The organism is Rhodococcus sp. SB1D (assembly GCF_048573875.1).
Classification (GTDB): domain Bacteria; phylum Actinomycetota; class Actinomycetes; order Mycobacteriales; family Mycobacteriaceae; genus Rhodococcus_F; species Rhodococcus_F qingshengii.
This window is the reverse complement of the sequence record NZ_JBMAIQ010000001.1, coordinates 209,436-234,179: the sequence shown is the minus strand read 5'-3', so window position 1 is coordinate 234,179 and position 24,744 is coordinate 209,436. Positions and strand designations below refer to the sequence as shown.

Below are 24,744 nucleotides of genomic sequence, written 5' to 3'. Positions count from 1 at the left end.
CCGCACCTAGGTCCGTTCGACGCCGACGCATCTCACCGTCGTTCGACCTCAACCATGAAGAAGTCGCTCTTCGCCGCCCCGCAGTCCGGGCAACTCCAGTCTTCGGGAATGTCGTCCCAGCGAGTGCCCGGTTCGATACCGTCCTCCGGCCAGCCGACTGCCTCGTCGTACTCGAAGCCGCATTGCGCGCACTGATACAGCTTGTAGTCGTTCATGATTCACTCCCCGCCGTTGCCGGCATCGGCTCGAAGTCCAGCTTTTCCCTCACGCCGCAGTCCGGACAGCACCAGTCGTCCGGCACGGCATCCCACGGCGTGCCCGCCGGAAACCCTTCTCGTGGTGCACCCTTCGATTCGTCGTAGACGTATTCACACACCGGGCATCGATAGCTGCTCATCACGCTGCTCCGTACCGAGCAAGGAGGCGATCACGCTTGGACGGCTGAACGTTGACGCGGGTGATGTCGCCGCCGTAGTGCGCAAGGACTTTGGGATCCATCACTTTTCGCCACAGCGGTGGAACGTAGGCGAGGATGATCATGCTCGCGTACCCACTGGGCAGGTTGGGCGCACCGTCCATGCTTCGAAGCGTCTGATAACGACGCGTCGGGTTCGCGTGATGATCGCTGTGACGCTGGAGGTGATACAGGAAGATGTTGGTGCAGATGTGATCACTGTTCCAACTGTGCTCCGGTGCTGCACGCTCGTACCGCCCGCTGTCCAGACGACGACGCTTCAGTCCGTAATGTTCGAGGTAGTTGACGGTTTCGAGCAGACAGAATCCGAACACGGCCTGCAGCACCAGGAACGGCAGTACCGAGAGGCCGAAGACGGCGACGAGGACACCGAACAGTACGACGGACATCAACCACGAATGCAGGACGTCGTTGCGAATTGTCCACGGCTTCTTACCCAGTCGATCGAGTCTGGCCTTTTCCAGGGACCACGACGAGCGCAGAGATCCCCACACACTGCGCGGCAGGAAGGTCCAGAAGCTCTCACCGAAGCGAGACGACGCCGGATCCTCGGGCGTGGCGACGCGCACGTGGTGTCCACGATTGTGCTCGATGTAGAAGTGGCCGTAAAACGACTGCGCCAGAGTGATCTTCGACAACCAGCGTTCGAGATCGTCCTTCTTGTGACCGAGCTCGTGTGCGGTGTTGATCCCGATTCCTGCGACACAACCGATACTGATCGCCAGACCGATCTTGGAGATCAGCCCAAGTCCCCCGTCGATTCCGAGCCAGGACAGATCGGTCGCCGACCAGAGGTAGCAGGCCAGGACCAGGCTGACCAACTGGAACGGTATGTAGATGTAGGTGCAATACCGGTAGTACTTGTCGTTCTCGAGGCGCTCCATCACTTCGTCCGGCGGATTCTCGCCGTCCGGGCCGAAGAAGACGTCGAGGATCGGGAGCAGGATGTAGACGAGAAGCGGCCCGATCCACCACCACACCGGCGAGACCGCATTCCATCCGAGACTGTTGAACAACGCGACCAATCCGACGGCGATGAAGACCGCCGTCGGCGGCACGAGGCCGAGCAGCCAGAGGTATCTCTTCTTGTCACGCCACTGCTCGGGCGGGAGCGTCTGGCCGGATTGCGAGTCCACGTGCGTCGACACGGTCTACCTCCTCGATTCGGACCGACCCGAAAACTGTGAGTCAGTTCACTATGAGGTAGACAGTACTACTGATTTTGTACAAGTGATAGACAAATCATAAACTTTGTACATCTACTCGATTTCGCCGCGTTCACGCTTCCCGATCATCGAATGCTGTCTGCTGTAGGCAAAATAGATGACAACGCCGAGGGCCATCCAGACCACGAACCTCATCCAGGTCTCCACCGACAGGTTGAACATCAGCCACAGACACGCGAGGACGGCCAGAATCGGGACCAGCGGGACCAGCGGCACCCTGAATCCGCGAGGTAGGTCGGGACGCGTCCGACGGAGCACGAGAACCCCGATCGAGACGAGAACAAAAGCGAACAGTGTGCCGATGTTGACCATTTCCTCGAGGGTGCCGATCGGAAAAACGCCGGCGAGCACCGCGACCACGACGCCGACCAAGATCGTGATCCGCACAGGGGTTCCGTGCTTGCCGGTCGGCGCCAGGCGTCGTGGCATCAGACCGTCGCGTGCCATCGCGAAGAGCACCCTGGTCTGCCCGAGCATCAACACCATCACCACTGTCGTGAGACCGGCCAACGCACCGAACGAGATGACGTTTTTCGCCCACGTGATGTCGTGGAAGGCGAATGCCGTTGCCAGGTTGGAGGTATCGCCCTCGAGCTCGGTGTATTTCACCATCCCGGTCAGCACCAGTGTCACCGCCACGTACAGAACCGTGACGATCAAGAGCGAACCCAGGATGCCGCGTGGCAGCGCCTTCTGCGGCTCCTTCGCCTCCTCCGCCGTCGTGGCGACGACGTCGAAGCCGATGAACGCGAAGAACACCAGACTGGCTGCCGCGAGCAATCCGTACCACCCGAAGGTGCTGCCACCGGCCCCGGTCACGTACGAGAACAACGACTGGTGGATGCCCTCTCCCGTCGAGCCCGGCTCCGACGGCGGAATGTACGGCGAGTAGTTGTCGGTGTCGATGTAGAAGAGGCCGACGACGATCACCAGCAACACCACCGCGACCTTGATCGCCGTGATCACCAGCGACACCCTCGACGAGAGTTTTGTGCCGGTCGCGAGCAGGATCGTGATGACAGCGATCACCAGCACCGCACCCCAGTCGAAGGATATCGGCCCCAACTCGACGATCGGGCTGCGTGAGCCCATCACTTCGCCGAGGTACAGCGACCAGCCTTTGGCGACCACCGAAGACGCCAAGGCGAATTCGAGGATGAGATCCCAGCCGATGATCCAGGCGACGAATTCGCCGAACGTCGCGTACGAGAACGTGTACGCGCTACCGGCAACCGGGACCGTCGACGCGAATTCGGCGTAACACAGCGCTGCCAGTCCGCAGGCGATGGCGGCAATGACGAACGCGAGCGAGACCGACGGCCCGGCGACATTTCCCGCCGTCCGAGCCGTGAGTGTGAAGATGCCCGCACCGATGACGACTGCGACACCGAACACCGTGAGATCCCACGAGTTCAGTTCTTTCCGGAGTTTGGTTTCCGGCTCGTCGGTGTCCTTGATGGACTGCTCGATCGATTTGGTTCGAAACAGCTTCGACCGTCCAGATCCGGCCTGCTCGTCCTTGACAGCCATTGCCGCCTCCTTGCTGGGGACCAGCAGGTCCCACCATGGGCAAGTAGAGAGATGGCATCAGCCTAAGCCCGCAGGCGCAGCTTTGTTCAGGGTTTGTCGGGAGCCTGTAGATCTGTTTCAGGGCGATCTCCTGCGCTGAGACGATCCAGGTCCGGCTCGAGGTAGATCACCCGCGCCGCAGGCACTGCAGCGCGCACGCGAGACTCGGCCTCGTCGATCGCCGTCGCCACGTCCGAGATCGTCGATCCGATCGGCACCGCAACCTTGGCAGCAACAAGGATCTCCTCGGGACCGAGGTACTGCGTCTTGCAATGAATGACGCGTTCGATACGAGTTCCGTCGACCAGGGCGTTGAGGATCAGTTCGGTCTCCACCGCCGTTGCGCCCTCACCGATCAGCAGCGACTGCATTTCGATGATCAGAATGACCGCGATGATGCCGAGCAGGACACCGATGCACAGAGTTCCGATGCCGTCGAAGACCGGATTTCCGGTCACCATCGTGAGGCCGACGCCGCCGAGTGCAAGGACGAGACCGATCAATGCGCCGGTGTCCTCGAGCAGCACAACCGGGAGTTCCGGGCTACGAGAGGTTCGGATGAAGTTCCACCACGACGCATTTCCCTTGAGCGGTCGTGATTCCTTCGCTGCGGTCCGGAAGCTGTAGCCCTCCAGACAAATCGCTATGACAAGAATCGCGATTGCCACGAAAGCCGAATTGAGTTCTTCCGGATGCTGAATCTTGTGAATGCCTTCGTAGATCGCGAACAGCGAACCGAGGGTGAAGAGCACCAGTGCAACGACGAACGAATAGAAGTATCGGTTGCGCCCGTAGCCGAACGGGTGCAGTTGATCCGCGTCACGTTCTGCCTTCTTCTGCCCCAGGAGCAGCAAACCCTGATTGGACGTGTCGGCCACCGAGTGCACCGATTCGGCGAGCATCGACGACGATCCGGTGATCAAGAATCCGGCGAACTTGGCTACGGCAATTCCGGCATTGGCTCCGAGGGCCGCCAGAATTGCCTTCTTGCCACCATGAGCCGACACAATGTCTCCTAGTTTCCGACTACGGCACTGAAAACCTGCGCAGTCGGGGTCCGTGTGCTCAGGTGTATCGCGGGCTCGTCGGCAGCGATCCACGCCGCTCGGCCTCGATCGAGGTCGAGAGTGTCGGCGCCGCACGTCGCAGTGACCGCGCCGTCGGTGCAGATCAGAATCCGCGGGCCTGAAGCGTCGACGACGATGTCCGTGGAATTCGCGTCGAACTCCAGACGCGTCAAACGAAATTCGGGCGCCGGCGTGACGTACTCGTATCTACCTGATCCTGACTGACCTGATCCAGATGACGGGGCCGGATCGAGCACTTCGATATCGGCCCCGACGAAGTCCAGAACCCTCAGCAATTCGGGCACGTCGACGTGCTTCGGTGTCAGCCCACCGCGCAGCACGTTGTCGGAGTTGGCCATGATCTCGACCGCGAGTCCATGGAGATACGCGTGGAGATTGCCGGCAGCGAGAAACAGTCCTTGGCCGGGCTCGAGGGTGACGCGGTTGAGCAGCAGTGCCGCCAGAACACCGGCGTCGCCGGGGTACGCCTCGCTCAATTCCAGCGCGGTGCGGATCTCGGTCACGAATTCGGCGTCGTGGTGCGCGACGTAGGTGATGCACCCGGCAAGTACGGCAGGGAGCAAGGTCCCGAGCACCGTGGACGGCAGCGTGATCCACGTCGTGAACAACGCCCGCAGTCCGTCGGAATCGGGTTGCCCTTCGAGCAGACCGATGTACGGCTCCAACTCGTCGACGGCCAGAGCGCGCAGCAGTTTGACAGTCCGCGTCGGCTCGCGGAATCCGGCAAGCGCTTCGAATCTGCTCAGCGCGACAACGAGTTCGGGCTTGTGGCTGCCGTCCTTGTAGTTGCGAATCGGCGATTCCATGGGAACGCCGAGTGCGTTCTCACGACGAAAACCCTCGTCGGCTTGAACGGCGCTGGGATGCGCTTGAAGCGACAGCGGTTCTTCCGCCGCAAGCAGCTTGAGCAGGAATGGGAGTCGCTCACCGAATGTCTCGAGGTTCTCGCGGCCGAGTTCGCGTTCGGGTTCGCGGTGCAGAACCTCGAGCAACGACTCGCTTCCGGATTCGGTGATCACGCGCGCCGGGTCACCCGGGTGCGCGCCCAACCACAATTCCGCTTCGGGATGATTCGACGGAGTCGAAAGACCGCGTAGTTCGGCAATTGCCGTTCGCGAGCCCCACGCGTAAGAACGAAGTGCACCTTCGAGTTCACGCACTTACTTCGCACCGCCCGTCAACTGCACGTACGCCGCGGCCATGTCTACTCGAGACGCCAACACGAATACCTGCTCCATCTCCGATATGACCACGTTGGTCTGGTCTTCGTCTGCCGCAACCACCAGGTCGGCGTCAGCCAGTGCGTCCATCCGGCGCCTCGCCTCCCCGCGCGTGGATTCGGTCGCGAAGACGAACGCCCGCGCCGGCGGGGTCGGCAGCGCGCCGTCGAGTTGCGGATCGTGAAAGAAGGGGTCGTGGAACACCGAATCACGTGAAGCTGCGTCCGGCGCGAACAGTGCTCGCGCCGAACGAATCACCTCGGACATCTCGGCGGCAGCGGCGTTCAGGCCGGAGCTCATCAGCGCAACGCTCGAGAACTCTGCGAGTGCTGTTGTCACGGAACCACTTCCACACAGAACGACTCGCCGGCCGCTCATCCTGGTGGCCAACGACTTGGCCGGGTTGTGGAATACCTCGTTGGCCGGTCCGTCCCGCAGCGCCTCCGCATCAACTGCGTCGGCGATTCGACCGAGCACCGCCGAACGGTCCTCGATCGATCCCTTGCCCTCGATTTCGGCGGCAACCGCGAGGAAGACGGCGAGGAACCGCGTCATCGTGTGCCGGGGCAAGGCGTAGAGCCGCGGTGGCAAGGGCATGGTGCGCCCGGCCGCCACGGCTCGCATGGGCCCCTCGTCGGGAACGGCGACAACAACCTCGGCGCCGCGGCGTACGGCACTGTCAACGGATTCGACGAGGCGTGGATCACCGGCATCGTCACCGGCGAAGACGATCACGTCCAACGGCCCGGCCCACGACGGCGTCCGGTCGAGAACGAGGAGCGGGCAACCGACCGAATCTCCGACGAGAGCAAGCGCGATCCTGGCTCCGTGCCGGGCGCCACCCGCGCCGGCGATCAGTACGACGCTGCGCGGACGCAGACCGGCCAATCGGGAGATCACACCCTCACCGACGGCCGACGCGGTGGCCCGAATCTGTGCGCCGCCCATGGCTACAGACCGCAGTAGCCCTTCCGAATCGGCAGCTGACAAACCCTCGCTGTCGTCGAGGTCGAGAAGCGGCATCGGCGCTGTCATCTCACCGCACCCCCTTCTCCGTTAGCAGTTCCCGCACCATCCAGCATTCCAGCTCCACGCGGTCCGTGGTGGCAAAGCCCTCGTTCCCGAGGCCGTCGTTCCTGAGATAGTCCCCCAACTATCCCAGGGCTTCGGCTCACCGACAAACCGATCAGACTCGGATTCAAGCCCGGACGATCGCCAGAATTTCGTTCACCAATGCGTCGACATCGGCGGACGTGGGTGCTTCGACGTTGAGTCGCAGCAGTGGTTCGGTGTTGGACGCGCGCAAGTTGAACCAGGCATTTCCCTCGAGACTGACCGTGACACCGTCGAGGCGATCCACCGACTCGGTGCGGTCGGCAAATGCCGCCAGTACAGCGGCCGTACGATCTGCCGCGTCAGCCACGGTGGAGTTGATCTCGCCCGAGGCCGCGTAGCGGGTGTACTCCGCCATCAACTCGGAAAGCGGACGATCCTGCTCGCCCAGTGCGGCGAGTACGTGCAGCGCCGCGAGCATGCCGGAGTCGGCGCCCCAGAAGTCGCGGAAGTAGTAGTGAGCGGAGTGCTCGCCGCCGAACACCGCACCGGTCTCGGCCATCTCCTGCTTGATGAACGAGTGGCCGACTCGGGTACGAATAGCGACGCCGCCGAGTTCTTCGACGAGTTCGGGAACTGCCCGTGACGTGATCAGGTTGTGGATGATCGACGCGCCCGGTTCCTTCGCGAGTTCGCGCTTGGCGACAAGTGCCGTCACCGCGGACGGCGAGACCGGGTCGCCCTTCTCGTCTACGACGAAGCAACGGTCCGCGTCACCGTCGAACGCCAAGCCGATGTCCGCTCCGGTTTCGCGCACGTAGGCCTGCAGGTCGACGAGGTTGGCCGGATCGAGCGGATTGGCTTCGTGGTTGGGGAACGTGCCGTCGAGCTCGAAGTACAGCGGCAGGACGTCGAGGGGCATCGGCCCGAATACGGCCGGCGCGGTATGGCCGCCCATACCGTTGCCTGCATCGACTGCGACCTTCAGCGGGCGCAACGCAGCCAGGTCGACCAATCCGCGGAGGTAGCTCGCGTATTCCTCGAGGACGTCCTTGGTGCTGGCGGTGCCTGCCGGTCCGTCGTACGCGGGAACACCCGAGACGACCTCGGCGGAGATGACTGCGAGGCCGGTGTCCTGACCGACCGGCTTGGCGCCGGCCCGACACATCTTGATGCCGTTGTACTTGGCGGGATTGTGGCTCGCCGTGAACATCGCGCCCGGGCAGTTCAGCAAACCGGATGCAAAGTAGAGCTCGTCGGTCGACGCCAATCCGATGTAGACGACGTCGAGCCCTTGAGCAAGCACGCCGTCACCGAAAGCCGAAGACAGTGTGGGCGACGATGCGCGCATGTCGTAGCCGATCACAACCGTCGTGGCGGCGCCGGCCTCGTCGCGGACCAGGCGGGCGAACGACGCACCGACGTCGCGGACAAAATCTTCGTCGATCTGCTCACCGACCACACCGCGTACGTCGTACGCCTTGATGATTGCAGCAACCGACTCGGCTGTTCGCCCCACTGAAAACTCTCCTTGTGCATGCACCCTCACAGACGGGAACATCCGGGCGCATGGCGTCCGGAGATTCGCAGTACTCGGGTGTGGAAGTACTCGATCGAGCCTAGCGTCTACGGCGACGAATCTCGCGTCAGTTGGACGGGTCGGGCAGAACGCGTAGGTGTCCACGACGCCCTGTACGGGCAGTACTCGGAGCTGCGGGACGTATGTCCTCATCTGCATCGACGTTGGACTTGCTGCGATCTCCGAGACCGGCCTCACGTACAGCTTCGGCCAAAGCGGTCAGATCGTCTTCGTCGGGAGTACTCGACGCGAATCCGCCTTCGTGGCGGACGAGTTCCCACCCCTTGGGGGCGGTGATTCGAGAGCCGTGAGTGTCACACAAATCCCATGAATGGGGCTCGGCGACGGTTGCCAGCGGCCCGACAACCGCAGTGGAGTCCGAGTAGACATACGTAAGCGTCGCGACGGCGGGGTTCTTGCACCCGGGGCGGCAGCAGCGACGCAGAGATCTCACAGGTACGGAGCCTAGCCCTCCCCACGTCCGGAACCTACTCGGACACACCGAGCAGTTTCTCCTGTCGTAATCTGGCGCCATGCCACAAGCCCGCCGCCGACGCTCGGTCACTACTCGTTCCATCGAGCGACACGGCCGTGGCCTGCGCGGACCGCTACTTCCCCCGGAGGTACCCGCCAGGCGTACCCGCGCGGAGAAGTTCGATCTCCTGGTGCTCGACGCATTCTCTCCCGTCGACCTCGCATGGCACGACCGGCTGACGAAACTCGACATCGCAGTGGACGAAGTTCCGAAGATTCACGCCCACGATCCGGAGTCCGTCACATGGCCGCCGGAGGTCATCGCAGACGGCCCGGTTCCACTGTCACGACTGATTCCGGCCGGAATCGACCGTCACGGAAATACGACTCGCGCAAGAATTGTGCTGTTTCGCCGCCCATTGGAGCAGCGAGCGAAGGATCCGGAAGAACTCACGGATCTGGTGCACGACGTGTTGGTCCATCAAGTCGGCACGTATCTGGGCGTCGACCCACAGGTCATCGACCCCACGCTGCCCGACGAGGACTGATACTGCCCGACGAGGACTGACGCACTGTCAGACGAAAAAACTGATGTCACACGAAGAAGTAAATCCACACGAAGAACAAAACAGTCGTTGCTTGACCTGCAATTCCCCGTTGCAGGTCAGACTTTCGAAGACCGCCCGTCAGCCCCGACGCTGACAGAACCGATTCAGCAGCAGATCAGATGATCCCCCGCTTGAGTCGCCGACGCTCGCGCTCGGACAACCCTCCCCAGATTCCGAACCGTTCGTCGTTCGCGAGCGCGTACTCGAGGCACTCGTCACGAACTTCACAACCGAGGCAGATCCGTTTTGCTTCCCTCGTCGATCCTCCCTTTTCAGGAAAGAACGCTTCGGGATCGGTCTGCGCGCAGAGAGCACGCTCCTGCCACTGATCCTCGATGGTGTCGAACAATTCTTCGAAGCCGGTGACGAGACTCAGCACTGGCCGAGTACTCATACCGTCGAACTCACTGCTGCAGGCACCTTCTGCTGCGCCTGCTCGGGAATCGGTCTGCGGTTCGTCGCTTACTGTCATTGCGAGAGAACTGATCTCGACATTTTCATTGGGCATCGTTCCGCCTCCTCACCTGTAATAGCGCAGAATTTTCACTCCATCTTCAACCCCACCCCGTCGACCGTTCGAAACTGTGTTCGAAACCGGCCCCGCTGCAAGTGAACTCACAAGTAGCGGTTGGAATGACACATTTGAGATTACACACGTCCAGCGTGTCGCGGTCAAGCTAAACGAGATGAATCCATTAGTATTCCGGCCCTCAATTGACGGGACCTTCTGCCCGCCAGACACGACGACGCGCCGACCGCCTAGGCTCTGTTGTCGTGAACGTGACTGTATTGGTTGGCGGCGTCGGCGGGGCCCGTTTCCTTCAAGGTGTTCAAAACGCGCTCGGAATCGCCGGTGGTGAATCCCTCGAGAAATACGAAGGCCCACATCGCATCACGGCCGTCGTCAACGTCGGGGACGACGTGTGGATGCACGGTCTGCGCATCTGCCCCGATCTGGACACTTGTATGTACACACTCGGCGGCGGTATCGACACCGAACGCGGGTGGGGGCACGCCGGCGAAACCTGGAATGCGAAAGAAGAACTCGCGGCATACGGAGCGAAGCCGGACTGGTTCGGCCTCGGAGATCGCGATATCGCAACGCATTTGATTCGCAGCCAGATGCTCCGCACGGGATATCCGTTGTCCGCGATCACCGAAGCGTTGTGCAATCGCTGGAATCCCGGTGTCGCACTGCTTCCCGTGAGCGACGACCGCAGCGAAACACACGTCGTGATCACCGATCCGGAAGACGGTGAGCAGAAGGCGATTCATTTCCAGGAGTGGTGGGTACGCCATCGGGCACAGGTGGAAACGCACAGCTTCGCTCACGTCGGCGCCGAGCAGGCCAAGCCCGCGCCAGGGGTGGTCGAGGCGATCGACGGTGCCGACATCGTGCTGATCGCACCGTCCAATCCCGTCGTGAGCGTCGGCGCGATCCTCGCGGTGCCCGGCATTCGCGGTGCCCTGCGAACAACCGCGGCCAAGGTTGTCGGCCTCTCCCCCGTCATCGGCGGAAAACCGTTGCGCGGCATGGCTGACGAGTGCCTCGAGGTGATCGGGGTCGAGACGACTTCGGAGGCGATCGGTCGCCACTACGGAGCTCGTTCGATCAACGGCATTCTCGACGGCTGGCTCGTCGACGAAGGTGACACGGCCGACATCGACGGGGTGGACGTGCGAAGCATCCCACTTTTGATGACGTCCCCCGAAGAGACCGCGAAAATGGTTCGCACGGCTTTCGAGATCGCCGGAGTCGAACTGTGACCGAGCCCGGAACCGAAGCAAGCCGCGACAGAAATCACTCTCCCGGTGATCACTCCCCCGGCGCCGCAATCGAAGTCATTCCCGTGCTCGGGCTTCCCGAGTTCCGGCCCGGAGACGACTTGGCCACCGCTGTCGTCGACGCGACGCCGTGGCTCGAGAGCGGCGACGTCGTTGTCGTCACGAGCAAGGTGTTCTCCAAAGTCGAGGGTCGCGTCGTTTCCTCACCGACCGATCCGGAAGAGCGCGACGCGGCACGACGCCTCCTGGTGGATCAGGAAGCCGTCCGCGTCGTGGCACGCAAGGGCCGCACTCTGATCACCGAGAACAAACTCGGAATCGTGCAGGCCGCATCGGGCATCGACGGCTCCAACGTCGACGGTGCCGAATTGGCGCTACTCCCCGTGGATCCGGATGCGAGCGCTGCGGGTCTGCGCGCCCGAATTCTCGAGAGCACGGGCAAGTCCGTCGCCGTCGTCGTCACCGACACGATGGGTCGTGCGTGGCGCAACGGGCAGACCGACGCCGCAATCGGTTCGTCCGGCATTCCGGTCCTGCACGGCTACCTCGGAGCACAGGACAGTCAGGGCAACGATCTGATCGTCACCGAGATCGCGATCGCGGACGAAATCGCCGCTGCGGGCGACTTGGTCAAGGGCAAGCTGGGCGGCGTTCCCGTCGCCGTCGTTCGTGGGCTTCGGTTCGAGGACGACGGTTCGAGTGGCCAGGATCTGATTCGCCGCGGCCCGGACGATCTGTTCTGGCTGGGCACCGAGGAAGCTACGGCGATGGGCCGTGGCCAGGCGCTGCTGTTGCGTCGATCGGTTCGACAGTTCGCAAGTGATCCCGTCGACGCGGAGATCATTCGCAGCTCGATCGCCGAGGCACTCACCGCTCCCGCACCGCACCACACGAGACCGGTTCGATTCGTGTGGCTACGCACGGAGTCGGTCCGCACGGCTCTTCTCGAGCAGATGCGCGAGAAGTGGGCCGCCGATCTTCGCGCCGACGGTCGCAGTGACGAATCCGTCGAGGCCCGGGTTGCCCGCGGAAACATCCTGTTCGACGCCCCCGAGGTCGTCATTCCCTTCTGCGTGCCCGATGGCGCACACAGTTATCCGGATGCCGGACGAACCGCGGCGGAGTCGACGATGTTCACGGTCGCCGCCGGCGCGGCAGTGCAGGGACTGCTGGTCTCGTTGGCCACCCGCGGCGTGGGAAGCTGCTGGATCGGATCGACGATCTTCGCCGCCGATCTCGTACGCGAACAACTCGATCTCCCGGCGGATTGGCAGCCACTCGGTGCCATCGCAATCGGGCACCCCCTCGAACCACTGACTCCGCGCTCTGTCTCCGCCCCCGGGGACGCGTTGGTGGAGCTGTAGGTCCATGTCAGCCGAATCGCTGCACGCCTCCGCCAAGGGCGTCCTGGAGGGCTGGGAGACGTCCTCCGAAGCGGACGAATCATTGCGGCACACGATGCTCGCGTTCCTCGATTCGGCTCCGGACGGCTGCCTTCGTCGCCACGCACCGGGACACATCACCGCGTCGTCTCTCGTTCTCGACGAGAGTGGCTGCCACGTCTTGCTGACCCTGCATCCCAAGGTGGGCAGGTGGATTCAGCTCGGCGGCCACTGCGAGCCCGACGACGAGACGGTGGTAGATGCGGCATTGCGGGAAGCTCGCGAGGAGTCCGGAATTCACGACGTTCGGATAGACGCGGACCTACTCTCCGCCCACACGCATCCGATCACGTGCTCACTCGGAGTACCGACTCGCCATCTCGATCTACGGTTTCTTGTTGTGGCGCCGGACAATTCACATATCGTCCGCAGCGCAGAGTCCACCGACCTCAGATGGTGGCCGGTGGACGCGCTCCCACCTACAGCGGAACGCGAGACCATCGACCACCTGGTCGCGCTCGCCCGTCAGCGCAAGAATCAGGACTGAATCGGAGAAAGCTGGGGCTGCTTGGCGCTCACGCCGTCGCCCGAAGATGTTCCCTTCACGCGCCGAGCTACCCACGGCACCAAGAACTCTCGCGCCCATTGACGATCCTCGCGACGAGTTTCGGCTTTCGTGAGAACCGGCGCAGGCCCGAGATCGGGCGGGGTCAATCCGTGTTCGACGCCGAGCACGTCGAGCACACGCGTCGCCATGTTCTCGTGCCCGGAGGGCGACATGTGGAGGCGATCCCAGTCCCACATCCGAAGGTCCTGATATTCGGAGAATCGCCAGAAGTCGACGAGGGTCGCGTCGTGGCGGTCGGCCACCTCGCGAACAAGCTCGTTGTAGATCGCCAGACGTCCGCGGAGCTTGCCGAAGAAGGCGGACCATCCGGTGTCGTACGCGGTGAACATCAGAACCCGAGCGCCGGATGCAGTGAGCTGACCGATTGCCGAATCGTAGCGGACGACCATCGCATCGATGTCGAGCTTCGGACGCATCATGTCGTTTCCGCCGGCGTAGATGGTCACCAGATCGGGCTTCAACGCCAGAGCGGGTTCCAACTGCTCGTCGATGATCGGTCCGAGTAGGCGACCACGAATCGCCAGGTTGGCGTAGCGGAAGTCGGGATTGTTCACCGCCAGCTGCTCGGCCACTCGGTCTGCCCACCCGCGCAGACCGTTGGGGAATCGTTCGTCGGCGTCGCCGACGCCCTCGGTGAACGAGTCACCGAGGGCAACGTAACGGCTCGGAAGAGAAGTCATACCCGCCAGTATTCCAGTAGGTCAGCTAACGATCACACATCTGTGCTGAAGCGCACGCCACCGTCCGGCAGCGTCACCCCCGGCCACACGCGTGCGCCGCGCAACAATTCGCACCGCGCACCGATGTCCGCGCCGTCGCCGATGACAGCGTCGCGGACCAGCGCTCGGGGTCCGATACGGACGCCGAATCCGAGGATCGATCGTTCGACCACCGCGCCGGCTTCCACAACGGCGCCGTCGAAGAGAATTGCACCGTCGAGGCGAGCGCCTGCGCCGACTTCTGCGCCCCGACCGACAACCGTGCCGCCGATCAGGACAGCGCCCGGCGCGATTCCGGCTCCGGGGTGAACCAGCGACTCGCCGCGCGGACCTTCGAGAGCCGGCGAAGGTGCGATACCTCGCACCAGGTCGGCGGAACCGCGAACGAAGTCCTCGGGGGTTCCCATGTCACGCCAGTACGACGAGTCGACGTGGCCGAACACCCGCTTGCCCTCGGCCAGCAGATTCGGGAACACCTCGCGCTCGACCGACACCGGTCGTCCTTCGGGGATCTGTTCGATGATTTCGCGCTTGAAGACGTAGCAGCCGGCGTTGATCTGATCCGTCGGCGGATCCTGGGTCTTCTCCAGGAATGCCGAGACTCGTCCGTCCTCGTCGGTCGGAACACAACCGAATGCTCGCGGGTCTCCCACACGAACCAGATGCAGGGTCACGTCGGCGTCCGTCTTCTCGTGGGTCTCGAGAATGCCGTTCAGATCGGTGCCACCGAGCACGTCGCCGTTGAACACCATGACGTTGTCACCGCGCAACTTCGGCAGCACGTTGCGGATTCCGCCACCGGTGCCCAGCGGTTCGGTCTCGAAGACGTAGTCGATCTCGAGGCCCATCTTGGAGCCGTCGCCGAAGTAGTCCTCGAATACCTCTGCCTTGAAGGACGTTCCGAGCACGACGTGCTTGATTCCGGCTGCCTCGATGCGGGCGAGCAGGTGCGTCAGGAACGGAAGGCCGGCTGTCGGAAGCATCGGCTTGGGCGCCGACAGCGTCAACGGACGCAGCCGAGTGCCCTTGCCGCCTACCAGGATTACGGCGTCGGTCGGATTCGGATCGGACATCATTTTCCCCCGTGGTTCGAAACTGATGGGTTGTCGGTCGAGTTGTCGGTGCGAGCGCGCTCGCGAACTGCAGAAGCTACGGCGATCTTGGATCGCACCGCGAGGCCACCGCGCAAGGCAAGTCGTAGCGGAGCCTGCCACCAGTGCGGATGGCGATCAGCCTGGAACTGGTACGCACTGCGATGATGGGCAGGCAACATCAGTTCCGGATGACGTCCTGCCGCATGGCCTTTGGCATGGGTGACGACGGCCGAGGGGACGAATACGTTGAGCCACCCGGCTTTTCCGAGGCGGTCACCGAAGTCCACGTCCTCCATGTACATGAAGTAACGAGAGTCGAAACCGGAGATGGTGTCGAAGGCGTCGCGTCGCACCAGCAGGCACGACCCGGAAAGCCACCCCACTGCACGCTCGGTGACGGCCTCGTTCTCCTGACGGTAACGAGCAGTCCACGGGTTCTTCGGCCATACGGTACCGAGCAACGCGTGCCCGACGCCCGAGGTGATGTCGGGCACCGTTCGCGCCGACGGATAGACACTGCCGTCCGGTTCGAGGACCTTCGGCCCCAGTGCACCGGCCCTTGGCCACCGATTTGCCGCAGCCACCAATTCGTCGAGTGAACCGGGTGCCCATTGGACGTCCGGGTTGGAAATCACGACGAATTCGATCGACGAATCGATCTCCGCTACAGCCCGATTTATCGCTCCCCCGTACCCGATGTTTCCGCCGGTTCGAAGCAGACGGACATGCTCGTACTTGGCATCGGCGGCCTCGGGGGCACCATCGGTCGACCCATTGTCGGCCATGATGACCTGGGGTTTTTCTGTCGTCGCCACAGCGAGCGTGCTCAAGAAATTCTCGAGATGCTCGCCTGGCGAGTAGGTCACCGTTACCACGGCCAGCTTGGGACTCACGCCGGTCAGCCTAGCCGTCCGCGGCCACTGTCCCGAACAATGCTCACGCCAGAGCGGCGTGCAGAGCCTCTCGCCACGGACGCAGCGGCGTCATTCCCGCGGTAACCCACGCGCGCTCGGACAAGACCGAATATGCCGGGCGCGGGGCAGGGCGTACGAACTCCGCACTACTGCACGGGCGCACCCGAGCAGGGTCTGCTCCGATCTCCTCGAAAACAGCTCGCGCCAACTCGTACCAACTTGCTTGCCCGCCGTTGGTCACGTGGAATGTCGACGCACCCGTGAAGTCCAGCAGCGCGAGTTCGACGATGCCGCCGGCCAGATCGACGCTGTACGTGGGTGACCCGATCTGGTCGTCCACGACGTTCACGAATTCGCGTTCGGCTTCGAGCCTTCTCATCGTGGCGACAAAATCCGTGCCGACACCGGAGTACACCCACGCGGTGCGGACAACGGCCGCGTCAGCCCCCGACTCTCGAACAGCGATCTCGCCGTCCAGTTTGGTTCGGCCGTAGACCGTCGCGGGACCGGTCGGTGCATCGACGTCGTATGGCGAGCTTGCATCGCCCGGAAAGACGTAGTCCGTCGAAACGTGGATCAACCGCGAACCCACCCGCGCACAGGCTTGCGCGAGATTCCGCGGTCCGATCTCGTTGACCGCCCTCGCCGCCTCCTGGTCGGTCTCGGCAGCATCGACGGCCGTGTACGCAGCGCAGTTGATCAGCACCGAACCAGGCGAGACGAAGTCGTCGACCGCGCGGCTGTCGGTGATGTCGAGCTCGCGGGAACCGACGGCCGTCACAGTGTGACCCGCCGACGTTGCGAGAGCATCGATACGTGTTCCGAGCTGCCCTCGGGCGCCGGTGAGCAGGATATTCGTCACACGGTTGAGTCTGGCACGCCGCGTCGAGGTACCCGCGGCCGAGCATCGGACCAGTAACCTGAAGGGGTGTCCCACCAGCAACCGCAGCGCCGCGCGCGTCCACGACCTGCGCCGATTCGGACCAAGACGAGCCCGGCTCGCATAGCGGTCGCGGTGCTGTCCGTGCTCGTACTGCTGGTCACCGGGTTCGCGTGGCGGGGTGTGGACTCGTTGAGAAACAGCCTTGCCACTGCCAGCGGACTCGGCCTCGGTGGCGGCAAGGACGGCGCCATCGACATTCTGATGGTGGGAACGGACAGTCGAACGGACGCGCACGGCAACCCGCTCTCACAAAGCGAGCTCGACTCGTTGCGCGCAGGTGAGGAAGTTGCGTCCAATACCGACACCATCATCTTGATCCGCGTCCCCAACGACGGGAGTTCCGCGACCGCGATCTCGATTCCCCGCGACGCGTACGTCAACGTCCCGGGTATCGGTATGTCGAAGATCAACGCCGCGTTCGGTGCCACCAAGGAAACCGAACGGCTGAAGTTGGTCAACAACGGGTCGTCCGACAGCGACGCAGACAAGAAGTCGACGGAAGCCGGCCGGACCGCGCTCATCGGAGCGGTGGCGAATCTGACCGGCATCACCGTCGATCACTACGCCGAAGTCGGACTACTCGGATTCGTCCTGCTGACCAACGCAGTGGGCGGAGTCGACGTGTGCCTCAACGCGCCGGTAGACGAACCGATGTCCGGAGCCAATTTCGCGGCCGGGAAACAGACACTCGACGGTGCCGACGCGCTGAGCTTCGTGCGACAACGACACGATCTTCCTCGCGGCGACCTGGACCGGATCGTTCGCCAGCAGGTGTTCATGGCTTCTCTCGTCAGCAAGGTACTCAGCGCAAAAACCCTCAGTGACCCCGGCAAGCTCAGTCAGCTGACCTCGGCTGTCCAGCGTTCCGTCGTGATCGACGACGACTGGGACATCATCGAGTTCGCCAAGCAGTTGCAGAATCTGGCCGGCGGCAAGGTGCAATTCGAGACAATTCCCGTTCTCGACATCAACGGCATGACCGATTACGGCGAGTCCATCGTCAAGGTCGATCCCAAGGCCGTCAAGAAGTACATCGCGGGATTGGTCGGCGCCGACAGCGAGGACTCGGAGGAGACCTCCGAAGCACCGACCACGGTAAATGCGTCCTCGATCACGGTCGACGTCGCAAACGCCAGTGACATCGCAGGGTTGGCCAGCGGGGTTTCCGAAGCGTTGAGTGCCCTCGGGTACAAGCAGGGTCAGGTCGGCAACAACACCGGCTCCGACGTCACCGAATCGACGGTGTTCGCAAAGTCCGCGGACGACGACGCAGCACTCGCGGTCGCCGAGGCACTCGGCGGTCTGACGGTCAAGGCGGATTCGTCATTGTCCTCGGGCAAGGTTCGGGTTGTCATTGCCGAGGACTACAGCGGCCCGCAGTCCGCGGACGCGGTATCCCCGTCCGAAGGAGCGACAAGCACCACTGAATCGTCGAGCACCACCGAGACCAGCCCCACTCCCGCCCCTCCCGGCCCGCCGATCGACGCGGCCTCCAACGGCCCGCGCTGTGTCAACTGAAAAATTGTGTGAACTGAACGGCTGCGTAAGCTGATTACGTGCCTTCGCCTGTAGACAACCTGACCGACGCCCTCCTCGGACCGATCCTGGCTGCCGACCCGGCCGGCCCTCGCGTGACCTACTACGACGACGCCACCGGCGAGCGCATCGAATTGTCTGCGAGCACTCTGGCCAATTGGGCGGCAAAGACAGCGAACATGGTTCGCGACGAGTTCGCTCTCGAGCCCGGCGGCAAAGTTGCCGTGCTGCTTCCCGCGCACTGGCAGAGCGTCGCCGTCTTGCTGGGTGTGTGGTGGGCAGGCGGTGAGGTGGTCCTCTCCCCCGACGCCGACGCCGAACTGGCTTTTGTCACTGCCGACCGACTGGACGATGTTGCGGACGTACCGGAGGTAGCCGCACTCTCCCTCGACGCGTTCGGCAAAGGTTTGAGCGATCTTCCGCTCGGCGTCGCCGACTACGCAACCTCCATCCGTGTGCACGGCGACCAGTTCCGTAGCGCCGGAGCCGGTTCGGCGCTCGAAGGCCGGTCCGTAGCGGACACGATCGACGCGGCACGGGCATCGGCGAAGAACGTCGAATTGGTGTCGACGGATCGTGTCCTCTCCAGTCGCACGTGGGACACGGCAGACGAATTGATCGACGGGCTTCTGGCAGTTCTCGCCGCGGGCGCCTCACTCGTGCAGGTGGCCCACCCGGACGCGGAAGCTACCGCGCGCCGAGTGGGCACCGAGAAGGTCACGAAACAGTTCTGAACGCTAGCTCGCGAGAGCTGTCACCGGTGACACCAGCCCCGCCCGCCTAGCGGGGAGCAGTGACGCGATCACACCGCAGATTCCGCCGATCAACACGATGGCTACCAACTGCACCCACGGCACTGCGCTGAGGGCGACGTCCTCGATCCCGAATACCGATGCGGTACCGGCTACACCGAACACCATCCCGAACAGCACTCCGATCACCGATGCGACTCCTGCCACGAGCAGCGCTTCCCAGATCAACATGGCTCGAATTCCCTTCTTGGTCAGTCCGAGTGCGCGAAGCAGTCCGGATTCGCGGCGCCGTTCGAGAACGGACAGTGCCATGGTGTTTCCGACGCCGATCAAAGCAATCAACACCGCTACCGACAGCAATCCGGCAACCACCATGAGCATGGTGTCGAGGATCGAATCGAGAGCTGAACGCATCTCGGTCATGCCCTGAACATCGCTGCCCGGCGCTTCCTGGCGTGCCAGTTCCGTGATGCGGTCGGTGGCGGCCAAAGCCTGTTCGTCAGTATCCGTCCCCAGCCTTACCCAGTACGAATCGGTGGTCGGCGCGGTGGCCGCTGCACCGAGATCGCCTCGATCCAGTAGTGCTGGTTGACCTTTCACGCCCTCGACCACGCTGACGTTCACGACGCCGCGATCCCCACGCACCGTCGCCGTATCGCCCGCCGAGAGCTTGTATTCGGTCAGGTCAGCGGGCGAGAGCACCAACTGACCGGCCGCGGGTACCGAGATCTCGGTACGCAGAACATCTTTCACCCGAGCAGCGTCGACGCCGAATCCGGCCAACGAACCGCGCCCGTCGATCGTCAGTTCGGCCTTGTCCAGACCGCTCACCGCGCCGACACCGTTGACCGCGGCGATGTCTGTGCCCAACCCTGCGGGAAGCGGTGCCGAACCTGAACTGCTCACCATGACGTCGACGGGGAATTGACTGTCCATCGCCGCGGGTGCGGCTTCCTTGACCGTCGCGATTCCCACGACGAGCGTGCTCGTCAAGGCCACACCGATCAACAATGCGGTGGCCGTCGCCGAGGTGCGGCGTGGGTTCCTGCCGGCGTTGCCTGCTGCCAGGCTTCCCACCGGACCGATCAGTCTCGCCAACACTCCGCCGGCCGCATTGATCAGTGCAGGCACGATTCGACCGGACAGTGCCGCGATCCCCAGGAACGAGAACAGTCCACCGGCGGTTGCCGCCGGCACCTGCTGATTCGTCACTCCCAGGACGGTCATCGCGATGCCCGCGAGCAGGATCACGACGCCGAGAACCCGGCGCACCACCGATACCTGAACGCTCTCAGGCTTGGACTCCATCGGCTGCAGTGCTGCCAGCGGGGAGAGCCTCGTTGCCGCCCGCCCGGGCGCAGATGCAGCGAGCATCGTCATCACGATGCCGACGGCAAGACCGACGAGCACGGTCACCGGGGTGACGCTCAGTGACGAAAGAGGAACCGGCACATCTGCGGCCGTTGCTACGCGACCGATTGCCCAGGCAAGTCCGACACCGAGTCCGACGCCGATCACCGAGGCGATCACGCCGACCGCCGCGGCTTCACTGCGAATGCTCCGGCGAACCTGTTTGGCCGTGGCGCCGACGCATCGCAGCAACGCAAGTTCCTGAGTGCGCGCCGCGAGCAGCACGGCAAATGTATTGGCGATCACCAGCGCGGCAACAACAACGGCGATGGCGCCGAAGGCGAGCAACACCGTGCTGAGGATCTTGGTGCCGCCCATGTATTCGGCTGCGGCGTTGTCTGTGGCTTCGTCGCCGGTCAGCACGGTGGAGTCCGCGGGCAACGCGCTCGCGATCGAATCCACGAGTTGTTGCTGAGAGCGTGAACCATCACCGGCGACACGGAACTCACGTTCGGCACTGTCACCGGCCCACGCGCTCACCTGCTCGGCGGTGGTGAATATCTTGATCCCGCCCAGTCGTTGCGCCGAACCGGAGAGGTCGACCAGTCCGACTACCTCCGCGGTGGGTGCGGCGGCACCGACCGTCGAATCCCGTGCCGTGACTGTGATTCGGGCACCGATCGGTATCCCGGAGTCCGCGCTCACCAACACCTGCCCCAGACCGGCCGGAATCGATCCCTCCGACACCTTCTCCCAACGCAATTCGGGATTGTCGGCAATCGAGAGCGCATCCCCGTAGGACGCGCCCTTTGCCTCGGAGTCGACACGAACATAGGTCGACACGTCGTCGGCCACCGCCGAGACGCCCGGCACCGCGCTCAGCAGTGCTTCTGTCACGCCTGGACCGGACGCGACGACATCTGTGGTTTCGTATTGCGTCGCAAGTGATTTGCTCACACTCGCGTCGACCGTCGAGCTCAAGGACAAAGTCGCGACGATGTATCCGACGGCGATCACCACCGCGAGTATCGACGCCACATAGCGCCCGGCATGTGCCCGCGCCTGCGCAAAAGCCAGACCTCTCATCGCAGTGCACCCGAAACTGCAGGAACATCGGCCAGGTCGTCGGCACCGAGAGCTCGCATGGCACCGATCACCGAGTCGACGGTGGGATGGTCGATCTCTCCGGCTATACGCCCGTCCGCGATCAACACGACTCGATCCGCGTACGACGCCGCCACCGGATCGTGTGTCACCATCACGACCGTCTGACCGGTCTCCCGGACACTGGTGCGCAAGAGTCCCAGAACCTCTGTCCCGGAACGGGAATCCAGGTTGCCGGTAGGCTCGTCGGCAAAGATCACGTCGGGCTGGGGCAGTAATGCACGGGCGACAGCTACACGTTGCTGCTGACCGCCGGACAACTCGTGCGGCAGGTGGTCGAGGCGCTGCGACAGGCCCAGCTTTCCGATCACCTCGTCCATCCACTCGGACGAGGGTTCACTACCTGCCAGCTTCATCGGCAGCAGCATGTTCTCCCGAGCAGTGAGCACCGGTAGCAGGTTGAACGCTTGGAAGACGAATCCGATCCGCTCGCGTCGCAGTTCGGTGAGCTCCGTGTCGCCGAGTTTCGTGACTTCGGTGTCGCCCAGGAAAACCTGCCCACCCGAGACCGTGTCGAGTCCGGCCAGGCAGTGCATGAGCGTCGACTTTCCGGAGCCGGACGGGCCCATGATCGCGGTGAACCGCTCGCGACCGAAGTCCACGTCGACTCCGCCGAGCGCGTGAACCGTGGTCTCACCGGTGCCGTACACCTTGGTGACACCGCGGGCAGTGATCGCCGGCACTGCGGCTGGTTCCGTCGTGGTGTGCGCATGCATTTTTTGCCCTCCGTAAAGCTTCTCGCTATGACGGAATCGACGTTATTGCAGCGCAAGTGGTCTCCGCGTCGGAGTGCGGGGCGATCTTGGAGAGCCCGGTGTCATCCCGGGGTAGGACTGGACAGGGCGGCGTGTCAGCCCTCGGTGCCGAGGAGATCTGCGCGCCGGACAAGTCCGATCTGGAAGGCGAAGACGACTGCCTGTACACGATCACGAGAATGAGTCTTCGAAAGAACCCGTCCGACATGGGTTTTCACTGTCGTCTCGGAGACGTGGAATTTTGCAGCGATCTCCGAATTCGACAGCCCGTACGCCATGGCTTCGAGCACCTCGACCTCGCGCGGCGTCAACTCTTCGGGCAACTGCGCTTCGGGCGCCGAGCCTTCCAGGAGCGGTCCGACGTGCTGAAGCAGTCGCCGAGTGGCCCGGGCTTCGATCACCGCGTCCCCGCGGTGCACGGTGCGGATGGCGTCGAGCAACTGCTCCGGTGGCACGTCCTTGAGCAGGAAACCACTGGCGCCCGCCCGGATAGCCGACATCACGTACTCGTCGTTGTCGAAGGTGGTGAGCACCACGACCTTCGGCGCATCGGGGTCGGCCAGGAGCCGACGAGTCGCCTCGATGCCGTCCATCTTCGGCATCTGGACATCCATCAGAACGACGTCGACATGACGGGCGGCCAACTCGGTCAACGCCTGCTGACCGTCCGAAGCCTCGACAACCACCGACAGATCCGGCTGTGAGTCGATGACCATTCGAAAACCTGCGCGGACCAGCTGCTGATCGTCGATCAGTGCCACTGCGATCGGAGCCACGTGTTCGTCCATGCCACTCACCTTAAGACCTTCGGACGTTTCAAGACCTACCCAGACGTTCGTTCGTACGGCAAGACGGCCCGGACGCTGTATCCGCCGCCTGATTTCGGTCCGGCGGTCACTTTGCCTCCGTGCAGCTTGGCTCGCTCGGCCATTCCGATCAGTCCCTGTCCGCCTGGGGACGATTCGACCAGCGCGGCGCTGCCGCCTCGTCCGTCGTCGGTGATACCGAGAACGAGTTCGGTTTCAGCCCACGTCATCTCGACGCTCGCCTGTGCTCCAGGCCCCGCATGTTTGAGAACGTTCGTCAGCGATTCCTGCACGATGCGATACGCCGTCAACCCCGCACCCGCAGAGAGTTCGCGTGGTTCCCCGGTCACACTGACGGCGATGTCGAGTCCGCTGCTGCGTAACTCGTGGAAGAGACTGTCGATGTCGCCGGCGCCCGGGATCACCGAGAAATCACGGGGCGTGTCCTCACGCAGGACGGACAGCAGCGATCGCATGTCGGTCAACGCTTGGCGGCCGGTGGAGGCAATTGTTTCGAGTGCCTGAATTGCAGCCTGAGGATCCTTGGCCGCGCTGTAGCGTCCACCGTCGGCCTGAGCGATGACAACGGTCAACGAATGCGCGACGATGTCGTGCATCTCGCGCGCAATCCGCGAGCGTTCGCTGATCGTCGCGATTTCCGCTTCCTGCGCACGCTCGAGTTCGAGCAACCGTGCGCGCTCGGTCAGACCTTCCAATTGTTTGGTGCGAACTCGACGCAAATCACCGAACGCCCAGACCGCGAGCATGAAGATCATGACGGCCACGGACTGCATGACCTGCGAGGACACCGGGATTCCGTCGTAGCCGAAGTATCGAACAGTTCCGGCAATCGAGCCGAGCAACGCGAGCACCAGCCCGGTGAGCGAACTCCACCGAGCGCCATAGGCCGCCAGCGCGTACAGGGAGATGGGGACGACAACGGCCGATGCGAGCAGTGTGTTGCCGATGAAGATCACGTGTAGAACTGCGAACCCTGCGATCACCATGCCGGAGAGTTCGGGGCGCGAGCGTCGCCACGCCAACGGAACGGTCATACCCAGCGAGATGAACACCGCCAGCGGACTCGCCTCGACCGCAACGACAACGCTGAACAGTGCGGCAACCGTCGCAATGCAGATGTCCACACCGCGAGCATGTTCCGCGCTCCAGCGGACGAAGCGTTCACTAGTCGGAAAACGAGCCATGCCGCCAAGAGTAGCTTTTACTGACGAGCTTTCACTCAGGTGCGGTAACCGCCGTCTTCGAGACCGGCCTCGATTTCGAAGCGGTTGCGCGGCCCGCGATGACGCAGTTCCTCACGCAGGTACAACAACCCGAATATGATTCCGTACCTGGCCCATTGGTCCGCGTGGACTGCCTCGTGGCGAAGGACGGGTCGCGTCGTGTTTCGCCGCGTGAGATACACACCACCGAGAGTTGTTCCCCCTCTGGCGAACCCGCTGCGCAGCCCGGAAGCGACGAAGATCCCGGACTCGTCGTCGAAGCGGATGTCCGCGCGGAGAATCCCGGCGTAGAACAGGGCGATGCGGGTGACGAATGCGGACTGCGCGCTGCCCCGACTCGCTCGGATCAGCGGCAGCCCGCGTCGTGCACACACGAGAGG

25 protein-coding genes are annotated in these 24,744 nt (G+C 63.3%); 6 read left to right on the top strand and 19 right to left on the bottom strand.

What is annotated here, in order from left to right:
* Nucleotides 1-32: 32 nt before the first annotated feature.
* The 9 genes from ACN50D_RS01100 to ACN50D_RS01060 form a co-directional block, all read right to left on the bottom strand.
* Complete coding sequence (locus ACN50D_RS01100; protein ID WP_003940894.1) at nucleotides 33-215, bottom strand: rubredoxin; 183 nt, start codon at nucleotides 213-215, stop codon at nucleotides 33-35.
* Nucleotides 212-397, bottom strand: coding sequence for a rubredoxin (locus tag ACN50D_RS01095; RefSeq protein WP_003940827.1), 186 nt, complete (start codon nucleotides 395-397; stop codon nucleotides 212-214). The genes ACN50D_RS01100 and ACN50D_RS01095 overlap by 4 nt, the downstream gene beginning before the upstream one ends.
* A complete protein-coding gene (locus ACN50D_RS01090; RefSeq protein ID WP_007731187.1) occupies nucleotides 397-1,623 on the bottom strand; it encodes an alkane 1-monooxygenase in 1,227 nt (408 codons plus the stop codon). The genes ACN50D_RS01095 and ACN50D_RS01090 overlap by 1 nt, the downstream gene beginning before the upstream one ends.
* A 111-nt stretch (nucleotides 1,624-1,734) precedes the next feature.
* Nucleotides 1,735-3,231, bottom strand: a complete 1,497-nt coding sequence (locus tag ACN50D_RS01085) for an amino acid permease (protein ID WP_007731185.1) — start codon at nucleotides 3,229-3,231, stop codon at nucleotides 1,735-1,737.
* Between the two features lie 86 nt (nucleotides 3,232-3,317).
* The gene (locus tag ACN50D_RS01080) at nucleotides 3,318-4,277 is read right to left on the bottom strand and encodes a cation diffusion facilitator family transporter (protein ID WP_003940794.1); all 960 of its coding nucleotides are present in this window, start codon (nucleotides 4,275-4,277) and stop codon (nucleotides 3,318-3,320) included.
* A gap of 8 nt (nucleotides 4,278-4,285) precedes the next feature.
* Nucleotides 4,286-5,518 (bottom strand): mannose-6-phosphate isomerase, class I, encoded by a 1,233-nt coding sequence (gene manA / locus ACN50D_RS01075; RefSeq protein WP_007731182.1) that lies wholly within the window; start codon nucleotides 5,516-5,518, stop codon nucleotides 4,286-4,288.
* Nucleotides 5,519-6,613 carry a tobH protein gene (locus ACN50D_RS01070; RefSeq protein WP_211920451.1) on the bottom strand — a complete coding sequence of 365 codons (1,095 nt, stop codon included), beginning with the start codon at nucleotides 6,611-6,613 and terminating at the stop codon, nucleotides 5,519-5,521.
* Between the two features lie 163 nt (nucleotides 6,614-6,776).
* The gene (locus ACN50D_RS01065) at nucleotides 6,777-8,150 is read right to left on the bottom strand and encodes a phosphomannomutase/phosphoglucomutase (RefSeq protein WP_003941022.1); all 1,374 of its coding nucleotides are present in this window, start codon (nucleotides 8,148-8,150) and stop codon (nucleotides 6,777-6,779) included.
* Between the two features lie 127 nt (nucleotides 8,151-8,277).
* On the bottom strand, nucleotides 8,278-8,664 hold the full coding sequence (locus tag ACN50D_RS01060; protein ID WP_007731177.1) for a DUF3499 domain-containing protein: 387 nt from the start codon (nucleotides 8,662-8,664) through the stop codon (nucleotides 8,278-8,280).
* A 79-nt stretch (nucleotides 8,665-8,743) separates the two neighbouring features.
* Between ACN50D_RS01060 and ACN50D_RS01055 the strand changes: the two genes are divergently transcribed.
* Nucleotides 8,744-9,232, top strand: a complete 489-nt coding sequence (locus ACN50D_RS01055) for a metallopeptidase family protein (protein ID WP_003940797.1) — start codon at nucleotides 8,744-8,746, stop codon at nucleotides 9,230-9,232.
* A 175-nt stretch (nucleotides 9,233-9,407) separates the two neighbouring features.
* Here the strand turns inward: ACN50D_RS01055 and ACN50D_RS01050 are convergent, their stop codons facing one another.
* Nucleotides 9,408-9,686 (bottom strand): WhiB family transcriptional regulator, encoded by a 279-nt coding sequence (locus tag ACN50D_RS01050; RefSeq protein ID WP_020907098.1) that lies wholly within the window; start codon nucleotides 9,684-9,686, stop codon nucleotides 9,408-9,410.
* A 380-nt stretch (nucleotides 9,687-10,066) separates the two neighbouring features.
* Between ACN50D_RS01050 and cofD the strand changes: the two genes are divergently transcribed.
* The 3 genes from cofD to ACN50D_RS01035 are packed head-to-tail and all read left to right on the top strand — an operon-like array spanning nucleotide 10,067 to nucleotide 13,006.
* Nucleotides 10,067-11,059 (top strand): 2-phospho-L-lactate transferase, encoded by a 993-nt coding sequence (gene cofD / locus ACN50D_RS01045; protein ID WP_003940958.1) that lies wholly within the window; start codon nucleotides 10,067-10,069, stop codon nucleotides 11,057-11,059.
* On the top strand, nucleotides 11,056-12,441 hold the full coding sequence (locus tag ACN50D_RS01040) for a coenzyme F420-0:L-glutamate ligase (RefSeq protein ID WP_042450117.1): 1,386 nt from the start codon (nucleotides 11,056-11,058) through the stop codon (nucleotides 12,439-12,441). The genes cofD and ACN50D_RS01040 overlap by 4 nt, the downstream gene beginning before the upstream one ends.
* Nucleotides 12,442-12,445: 4 nt before the next feature.
* Nucleotides 12,446-13,006 carry an NUDIX hydrolase gene (locus ACN50D_RS01035; protein ID WP_003940680.1) on the top strand — a complete coding sequence of 187 codons (561 nt, stop codon included), beginning with the start codon at nucleotides 12,446-12,448 and terminating at the stop codon, nucleotides 13,004-13,006.
* On the opposite strand, the gene ACN50D_RS01030 is transcribed toward ACN50D_RS01035, so the two are convergent.
* The 4 genes from ACN50D_RS01030 to rfbD are packed head-to-tail and all read right to left on the bottom strand — an operon-like array spanning nucleotide 12,997 to nucleotide 16,676.
* Entirely contained in the window at nucleotides 12,997-13,767 is a 771-nt protein-coding gene (locus ACN50D_RS01030) for an SGNH/GDSL hydrolase family protein (RefSeq protein ID WP_211920453.1), read from the bottom strand. The two genes, ACN50D_RS01035 and ACN50D_RS01030, sit on opposite strands and share 10 nt — an antisense overlap.
* Before the next feature lie 32 nt (nucleotides 13,768-13,799).
* Nucleotides 13,800-14,882 carry a sugar phosphate nucleotidyltransferase gene (locus ACN50D_RS01025; RefSeq protein ID WP_037125580.1) on the bottom strand — a complete coding sequence of 361 codons (1,083 nt, stop codon included), beginning with the start codon at nucleotides 14,880-14,882 and terminating at the stop codon, nucleotides 13,800-13,802.
* Nucleotides 14,879-15,793: a glycosyltransferase family 2 protein gene (locus tag ACN50D_RS01020; protein ID WP_003940999.1), complete on the bottom strand. Its 915-nt coding sequence runs from the start codon at nucleotides 15,791-15,793 to the stop codon at nucleotides 14,879-14,881. Before ACN50D_RS01020 ends, ACN50D_RS01025 begins: the two co-directional genes overlap by 4 nt.
* Before the next feature lie 43 nt (nucleotides 15,794-15,836).
* Complete coding sequence (gene rfbD, locus ACN50D_RS01015) at nucleotides 15,837-16,676, bottom strand: dTDP-4-dehydrorhamnose reductase (protein WP_003940884.1); 840 nt, start codon at nucleotides 16,674-16,676, stop codon at nucleotides 15,837-15,839.
* Nucleotides 16,677-16,790: 114 nt separating this feature from the next.
* On the opposite strand from rfbD, the gene ACN50D_RS01010 reads away from it, so the two are divergent.
* Nucleotides 16,791-18,275, top strand: a complete 1,485-nt coding sequence (locus ACN50D_RS01010; protein ID WP_042450261.1) for an LCP family protein — start codon at nucleotides 16,791-16,793, stop codon at nucleotides 18,273-18,275.
* Between the two features lie 38 nt (nucleotides 18,276-18,313).
* On the top strand, nucleotides 18,314-19,027 hold the full coding sequence (locus tag ACN50D_RS01005) for a TIGR03089 family protein (RefSeq protein ID WP_003940786.1): 714 nt from the start codon (nucleotides 18,314-18,316) through the stop codon (nucleotides 19,025-19,027).
* 3 nt (nucleotides 19,028-19,030) lie between these two features.
* Here ACN50D_RS01005 and ACN50D_RS01000 read toward each other — a convergent pair whose 3' ends face one another.
* The 5 genes from ACN50D_RS01000 to ACN50D_RS00980 all read right to left on the bottom strand — a co-directional run bounded on the left by ACN50D_RS01000 (nucleotide 19,031) and on the right by ACN50D_RS00980 (nucleotide 24,738).
* Nucleotides 19,031-21,481 carry an ABC transporter permease gene (locus ACN50D_RS01000; protein WP_211920455.1) on the bottom strand — a complete coding sequence of 817 codons (2,451 nt, stop codon included), beginning with the start codon at nucleotides 21,479-21,481 and terminating at the stop codon, nucleotides 19,031-19,033.
* Complete coding sequence (locus tag ACN50D_RS00995) at nucleotides 21,478-22,275, bottom strand: ABC transporter ATP-binding protein (RefSeq protein WP_007731166.1); 798 nt, start codon at nucleotides 22,273-22,275, stop codon at nucleotides 21,478-21,480. The genes ACN50D_RS01000 and ACN50D_RS00995 overlap by 4 nt, the downstream gene beginning before the upstream one ends.
* A 134-nt stretch (nucleotides 22,276-22,409) precedes the next feature.
* Nucleotides 22,410-23,102: a response regulator gene (locus tag ACN50D_RS00990; protein WP_003940960.1), complete on the bottom strand. Its 693-nt coding sequence runs from the start codon at nucleotides 23,100-23,102 to the stop codon at nucleotides 22,410-22,412.
* Nucleotides 23,103-23,137: 35 nt separating this feature from the next.
* Nucleotides 23,138-24,325: a sensor histidine kinase gene (locus ACN50D_RS00985; RefSeq protein WP_030535022.1), complete on the bottom strand. Its 1,188-nt coding sequence runs from the start codon at nucleotides 24,323-24,325 to the stop codon at nucleotides 23,138-23,140.
* A gap of 35 nt (nucleotides 24,326-24,360) precedes the next feature.
* Entirely contained in the window at nucleotides 24,361-24,738 is a 378-nt protein-coding gene (locus ACN50D_RS00980; RefSeq protein WP_042922156.1) for a hypothetical protein, read from the bottom strand.
* Between the last annotated feature and the right edge of the window lie 6 nt (nucleotides 24,739-24,744).